Source organism: Microcoleus sp. Pol11C3 (assembly GCF_036701485.1).
Lineage (GTDB): Bacteria > Cyanobacteriota > Cyanobacteriia > Cyanobacteriales > Microcoleaceae > Microcoleus.
In genome coordinates this window covers 1-5987 of the sequence record NZ_JAUBQW010000221.1, presented here as the reverse complement: position 1 = coordinate 5987, position 5987 = coordinate 1, and the positions used below count along the sequence as shown (strand labels likewise).

Below are 5987 nucleotides of genomic sequence, written 5' to 3'. Positions count from 1 at the left end.
TGAGGGTCTTTTTCTAGAGTTTCTAATAATATATCTATATATTTATCTGTGGCTTTTTTGTGATTTCCCTTCATCCTATCATCAATTAGACTTTCTAGATTGTCTGGGTCTCCCTTGACACACCAATAAGATACTTTGTTGACTGAGCAACCCAAAAAATCAGCAATTTTAGATTGTGTCTTGCCGTCATTGAGCAATAATAAAATTAGAATTCTTTCTCTAATATTTGCCTTTTCTTCCTCTCTTAAGGCTTTTTGTAGTTTCTCTATTTGTTGGGGATTGAGATGGTTTTTAGCTGGCATTTTTGTAGATATTGACTAAACTCATTTTTTATGATACCCTATTTAAAGGCACAACAGCTTATACCATTGGCCGTCCCAATGCGAAAACACTTCCCAGCCACTTTTGGGAACAAAGCCGGGAACAAAACGCTGTGAGTTCTGAATCGGGTCGAAGAACGGGGCAATTACTTGGATCCCGATCGCAATTACCGATCTGCTCAGAAACCACATAGCAATTACAAAAATTAACCAGTCCCTGCTTTTGGATCGCTCTCGGTGCCGAGTTACTTCTAGCCCTAAATCAGTATTTGTCATGGCTAAAACAGCGTAAGACTGTAGATTGAAAATTAAAGTATAGTCCGCTGCGATCGCGAGCACCAAATATATACGTAAGTAAAGCGGTACTTCTAATTTTAACGTCCGAGTTTATTGGGAATCCCTTCGCAGCCGCCGGGAATAGTCTCTCTCGACTTAGAGCCGCACCAAGTGCAGCAGTAATAGCGCTGCTCCTCCGACAGCCGCTTGACCCCGGTGAAATCAGCACGTTCAACCACAGCGCCGGTATGTTCGCCCGTTTGATAGTTGGGAAATTCGGTACGGCTGCGGGGGGATGCAGTTTCAGCAGAGCCGTAGAATAATGCCGCGCCTCTCATGTCGGCGCGAACGAGATTGGCGTCGTACAAGACAGCGCGCGAGAGGTTGGCTTTCACTAAATCGCACTTGCTGAGATTAGCGCGGACGAGGTTGGCTTCGCTCAAATCCGTCCACCGCAAATCGGTGCCCGCCAGGTCAGCACCCGCTAACATAACATTGAGATCGATAACGCGGATACCGTGATCCCTATCTTCAGCGTAGCCACCGTCGCCGTCAAGGATGGGGCGGCCTAAAAGCCGATCGCGCTTCAGAGGAGTAACCAACCTCGACTGCGACAAAAACCGCAAAATTTTAGCTTTACCTTCAGCATCTACACTGCTCATAATCGCAGCGGTGCGGCCTTCTGCGATCGCCCTTTCCTGCGGCCAGTCTTCCAAAAATCCTTGTTCATCAAGGGCTAAGTCCGAAACCCCTTGAAAATAAGCATCAATAGTTTGCTGCTGCGTAATGCGATTTTGCTGAATCGTCAAATCCTTCGAGATCACGTACTGGCGCCAAGCCACATAAACGCCCAAAATTGCGATCAAAATTTGTCCCAAAGCGCCGATGACTTCACCGACTGCTCCCACCGCATCCCAGTTAATCTTAATATTGCGACTTCCCACTTCACCGTTAGCCCCGCTGAGTATGAGCAAACCAACTGTTCCCGCCAACAGCCCGAAGCTAGAGACGATCAGGGTGCGCCAAGTCGGAGGGATTACCTGCGTCCAGATTTTGCCCCAATTTGGCCACATCATCCGCAGGGCGATTGCTATCGCCAAAGTCGCACCCGACAAACCGAGCCACACGATGTCAATGGCTAGCCCTATAATCATTGCTGCGATCGAACCCAATATCAGTACCGAGGCCGACATCTCAGCAGTCGTTTGTGGTGGCTGCAACGGCGCAAAAACCTTGCGACTTGGAGGCGGCGGCAGCGGTTTTTTCGGTTCACCAGTAGTGACGATTTTCGCTGATTCTGGGGGCACAGTAGGGCTTGCACCGTTAAGATTTTCTACAGTCACGTTCGAATCAGGAGGATTTGGTTGAGAAGAGTTGTTTTCTGGTGTCATGCGTTGAGGCAAATTCTAATTTTGACCGATCACTAAAACGATTTTAACTAACTTTCGCAGGATTCTAGATAGTATTACAATAGAAATATTCACTAATTATACTCAAAGAGGTAACATACTATGACCCTGGTACTCCCCAATCTGCAAGCAAAACAAATGGGTCAAGCAATCACTACAATCACCGTCACGAATCGCATCGATCGAGTTATCGCTGAACGGGGATTTATTTCTGCGGAGGAAGTCCGCTCTGTTATCCTCGATAACGTTGTTGTCGATACCGGAGCAACTCTGCTTTCCTTGCCAGCTCGCATTATTAGCCAGTTAGGCTTAATACAAGTAGGAGAAAGAGATGTAGAAACATCAGCGGGCATAAAAAAGGGTCGATTTTTTGCCGACGCTCAAATTATTGTAGAGGGGAGAGAAGGGAGATTTGATTGTTTAGAGTTACCCGAAGGCGTGTCTGCTGTTTTGCTGGGCGTGATTCCAATGGAAGAACTAGGCTTAGAACCTGATTTGAAAAATCGACGGTTGCGAGTATTGCCGATGAACAATCAGCAAACATATCTGATGGGTTAGTTGAAGGTTGGGATGATCTCACTTTTGCATTTACAGAAAGTGCGAGCGTATCGCTCGCTATATGTAAGCAAGACGCTCGTACTCCTGAAAAACGCTTTTTACAATAGACTTGCATTGCAAAAGTCATAAACTATCTTGAAATTATCGGTGTTTATCAGTGTTGATCTGCCTTAACTCTGCGGTCGATAAATGAATCAAAGATTTATGCAATAGGTCTAATTTTATATGTAAGGCATTTACCATACATCTAGCGAGCAGAATAAGCCTTGACTATATAGACGCCAACCGTCCCCAAAATCAAAACAATTATCCCTAAAATCAACTCGACACTAAACCTTTGAGCATTACCCAATGCCACAAGAATTTGCTGTCGCACCACAAACGCTAACAGCCAGCAAATCTCCGCCTTCAGCCAAACCAAAAGGCCTCGCCCCAACAGATATTGCCGGCGAGCGTTCTCATAAGTAATCGGTACGGGATAATTAAAAGTATGCCCATAGCGCGATACCGCAGTTAAAACCGCAAAAATAATGGCAGCCACCGCCGGCACGATCCAAATCGTCACCTTGTCGCCCCAAGCATCAGCCAGCCCCCGATAGCCGAAATGAATCGGAATTCGATCGGGCAAAACCGCCCAAAACTGTACAATGAGCAAAACAGCCAGCAAAATCGCGATCGCAGCTAAAAGCTCTACAGTCACTAAAACAGGCGAAAGCCCCAGAGAAATAACCGGCCGTTGGTTGGGTGCGTTTCTATTCATGGCTACTTAAAATTAGATTAATATTGGAAATAATAGTATTGGTTCCAATTTCATTCCCCAACAGCTTTCGTTGGGGGTTTCCAAACATCCCGCGAGGTTCTATGACGGCTCAGGTCTTGATTGAAAAGAAAAAGTTAGAAAAACCGCCCCTAACAATACACACATTAGGCGATCGCGTCCTGCGGCAGCCAGCCAAGCGCGTCAAAAGCGTCGATGCAGAAATTCGGCAGCTAGTCCGAGAAATGCTGCAAACCATGTACAGTGCCGATGGCATCGGTTTGGCTGCCCCCCAAGTCGGAGTCAACAAACAAGTAATCGTGCTCGACTGCGACCCGGAAAACCCCGCCACACCTCCAATGGTTTTGATCAACCCCACTATCAAAAGTAGCAGCAACGATGTCTGCATCTTGCAAGAAGGGTGTTTGAGCATTCCGGGAGTTTATTTAGAAGTCAAACGCCCAGAAGCCATTGAAGTGTCCTACCGCGACGAATACGGTCGCCCGCAAACCCTGATAGCAACAGAGTTACTGTCGAGGGCAATTCAGCACGAAATGGATCACCTCAACGGAGTGCTGTTTGTAGACAGAGTAGAAAACAAGCTCGCACTGACAGAAGAATTAGTCAAGCACAAATTTTCGCCAAAGGCAGTAAAGTCAGTATGATGGCAGGAACTCCTAAAAGTGGTTTATTGTTAGCTCTTTCGTGTATCGCGGCGATCGCAGCAGTCGGCTCCATCTTTGAGCTGTCATCGGGAGAAGCTCAACTTGGCAATTTAGTTACGGGCATCATCCTCGCCCTGAGCGTACCGCTAACTGGCATATTTTTCTATGCAGCCGTTCAGGATGCCAGGGCAAATCTATAAGCAGAGTGATTAGTCATTAGTCATTAGTCAGCAGTTATTAGTAATTAGTAATTAATCATTAGTCAGCAGCTAACAACCAATAACTGTGGAATAAAGACTGCTCAAAAATAACATCAGCTAATAGCTTTCGAGCTCATGACCAATGACTAATGACTCATAACTCATGACTAATGAAATCGGATTTCTGCGACAAGTGCCAGCCAAAGACGCTGTGGGAACGCCAGCATCCAAGTACCAACTTTCAGAAGATGGGGAATTGGTCATCGGACGCGATCGCAATTGTCAAATAGCTTTAGAGTCGATCGCCCACGGCATGGTTTCCCGTCGCCACGCCATGATCCGTCCCCTAACTCAGGGTACTTTGACGAAATGGGAAATTTGCGACCTCAACAGCGCTAACGGAACTTATATCAACGGAAAAAAGCTCTCGGGCTGCCAAATTTTAGAAACAGGCGATCGCATCAGTCTCGGCCTTGACGGCCCTGAATACATCTTTGAATCTCCCGTAAACCCTTACCAAAATAAACCCGGATTCCCTGCACAACAAACGGGCAGTTTTGCTGGTAGCGAAAAAGACACTCTCACTTTAACTCAATTATTCCCGATCGCCTCGACGGGCAAACAATTAAGCCAAAAAGCTTACTTATATCCAGGTATTGCCACAGTTATTGTTGTCGTGTCGATGTTTGTCGCCGTTGGAAATTCCGCAGCATTCAACTTGCTGCTGTCAGCTTACCTCGCCGGTGCGGCTTACTACTTTATCTATCAACTGTGTGGCAAACACAAGCCTTGGTGGGTATTGCTTGGTTCGGCGTTAGCTACCGTTCTGATTGTGATCAGCCCTTTATTGATTGGATTTATATTAGTATTTAGAGAAATTTTGCCCGGTCGCCTGCCAACCGAAGGCGAACAAATCAGCTTTTTACCTTTTTTAATCAGAATGTTTTTCGGGGCGGGTCTGATGGAAGAATTGCTGAAAGCCCTGCCCATTTTGGGAGCGATGCTGTTGGGAAATTGGCTGAAAAATCCGTGGCGCGATCGAATCGGCGTTTGGGAACCTTTAGACGGAATTTTGTTAGGAAGTGCGTCGGCAGTCGGCTTTACACTATTAGAAACTCTGGGACAGTACGTTCCCAATGTCATCCAAAACGTCACCCTGCAAGCAGGGCCCGAAGCCGGACAATTAGTAGGTTTGCAGTTGCTAATTCCCCGAATTTTGGGTTCCGCAGCCGGACACATGGCTTACAGCGGCTATTTCGGATATTTTATCGGTTTGAGCGCCCTCAAACCCCGGAAGCGCTGGCATATTTTGGGCGTAGGTTATTTCAGCGCTTCGGCACTTCATGCTTTGTGGAATGCCTCGGGAGCCGCCAGCGTAATTTTGCTGGCATTGGTGGGAGTTTTGTCCTATGCGTTTTTGGTAGCGGCGATTTTGAAAGCCAGAGCTCTGTCTCCGAATCGAGAGCAAAATTTTGCTACTCGAATATTCTTTGAAAAGTGACTTCTGAGTGCTTAATTGTTGAGGTGCGATCGCACTTCAAACTGCCATTTTTTTCTTATGTTTTAACCAGCTTAAACCAGCAAATGCTAAAGCTGTCCCCCCTGCGGTGAGAGGTTCGGGAACTGGTTCGGCTTCGGTATTCATTAGGGTGTAATAAACAGGGGTATCCGAAACGATCGTTCCGGTAGCTAGACTTACACTGTCTTCTGGGTTTAGACTTGTATATAGGGCTTGCTGAATATATCGATCGCACTTGAGGTAGCCTGGGTTTTGAGCGCGCGATCGAGAATAAAGTGCAAGA

Annotated in this window: 8 protein-coding genes; 4 read left to right on the top strand and 4 right to left on the bottom strand. The window is 46.6% G+C overall.

Annotated elements, in window-relative coordinates; genetic code table 11:
• The coding region (locus QUA40_RS27400; RefSeq protein WP_333131674.1) for a helix-turn-helix domain-containing protein at positions 1 to 302 on the bottom strand (302 nt) is incomplete at its 3' end.
• Between the two features lie 392 nt (positions 303 to 694).
• Positions 695 to 1987, bottom strand: coding sequence for a pentapeptide repeat-containing protein (locus QUA40_RS27395; RefSeq protein WP_333131672.1), 1293 nt, complete (start codon positions 1985 to 1987; stop codon positions 695 to 697).
• Between the two features lie 120 nt (positions 1988 to 2107).
• On the opposite strand from QUA40_RS27395, the gene QUA40_RS27390 reads away from it, so the two are divergent.
• On the top strand, positions 2108 to 2563 hold the full coding sequence (locus QUA40_RS27390; RefSeq protein WP_333131670.1) for an aspartyl protease: 456 nt from the start codon (positions 2108 to 2110) through the stop codon (positions 2561 to 2563).
• A gap of 247 nt (positions 2564 to 2810) precedes the next feature.
• On the opposite strand, the gene QUA40_RS27385 is transcribed toward QUA40_RS27390, so the two are convergent.
• Complete coding sequence (locus QUA40_RS27385) at positions 2811 to 3323, bottom strand: DUF1648 domain-containing protein (RefSeq protein WP_333131668.1); 513 nt, start codon at positions 3321 to 3323, stop codon at positions 2811 to 2813.
• A 101-nt stretch (positions 3324 to 3424) separates the two neighbouring features.
• On the opposite strand from QUA40_RS27385, the gene def reads away from it, so the two are divergent.
• The 3 genes from def (at position 3425) to QUA40_RS27370 (ending at position 5686) form a co-directional block, all read left to right on the top strand.
• Positions 3425 to 3985: a peptide deformylase gene (gene def / locus QUA40_RS27380; RefSeq protein WP_333131666.1), complete on the top strand. Its 561-nt coding sequence runs from the start codon at positions 3425 to 3427 to the stop codon at positions 3983 to 3985.
• Entirely contained in the window at positions 3985 to 4185 is a 201-nt protein-coding gene (locus QUA40_RS27375) for a hypothetical protein (protein WP_199297488.1), read from the top strand. Before def ends, QUA40_RS27375 begins: the two co-directional genes overlap by 1 nt.
• 163 nt (positions 4186 to 4348) lie before the next feature.
• Positions 4349 to 5686 carry a PrsW family glutamic-type intramembrane protease gene (locus QUA40_RS27370; RefSeq protein WP_333131664.1) on the top strand — a complete coding sequence of 446 codons (1338 nt, stop codon included), beginning with the start codon at positions 4349 to 4351 and terminating at the stop codon, positions 5684 to 5686.
• A 36-nt stretch (positions 5687 to 5722) separates the two neighbouring features.
• Here the strand turns inward: QUA40_RS27370 and QUA40_RS27365 are convergent.
• A partial coding sequence (locus tag QUA40_RS27365; RefSeq protein ID WP_333131662.1) for a PEP-CTERM sorting domain-containing protein occupies positions 5723 to 5987 on the bottom strand: 265 nt, incomplete at its 5' end.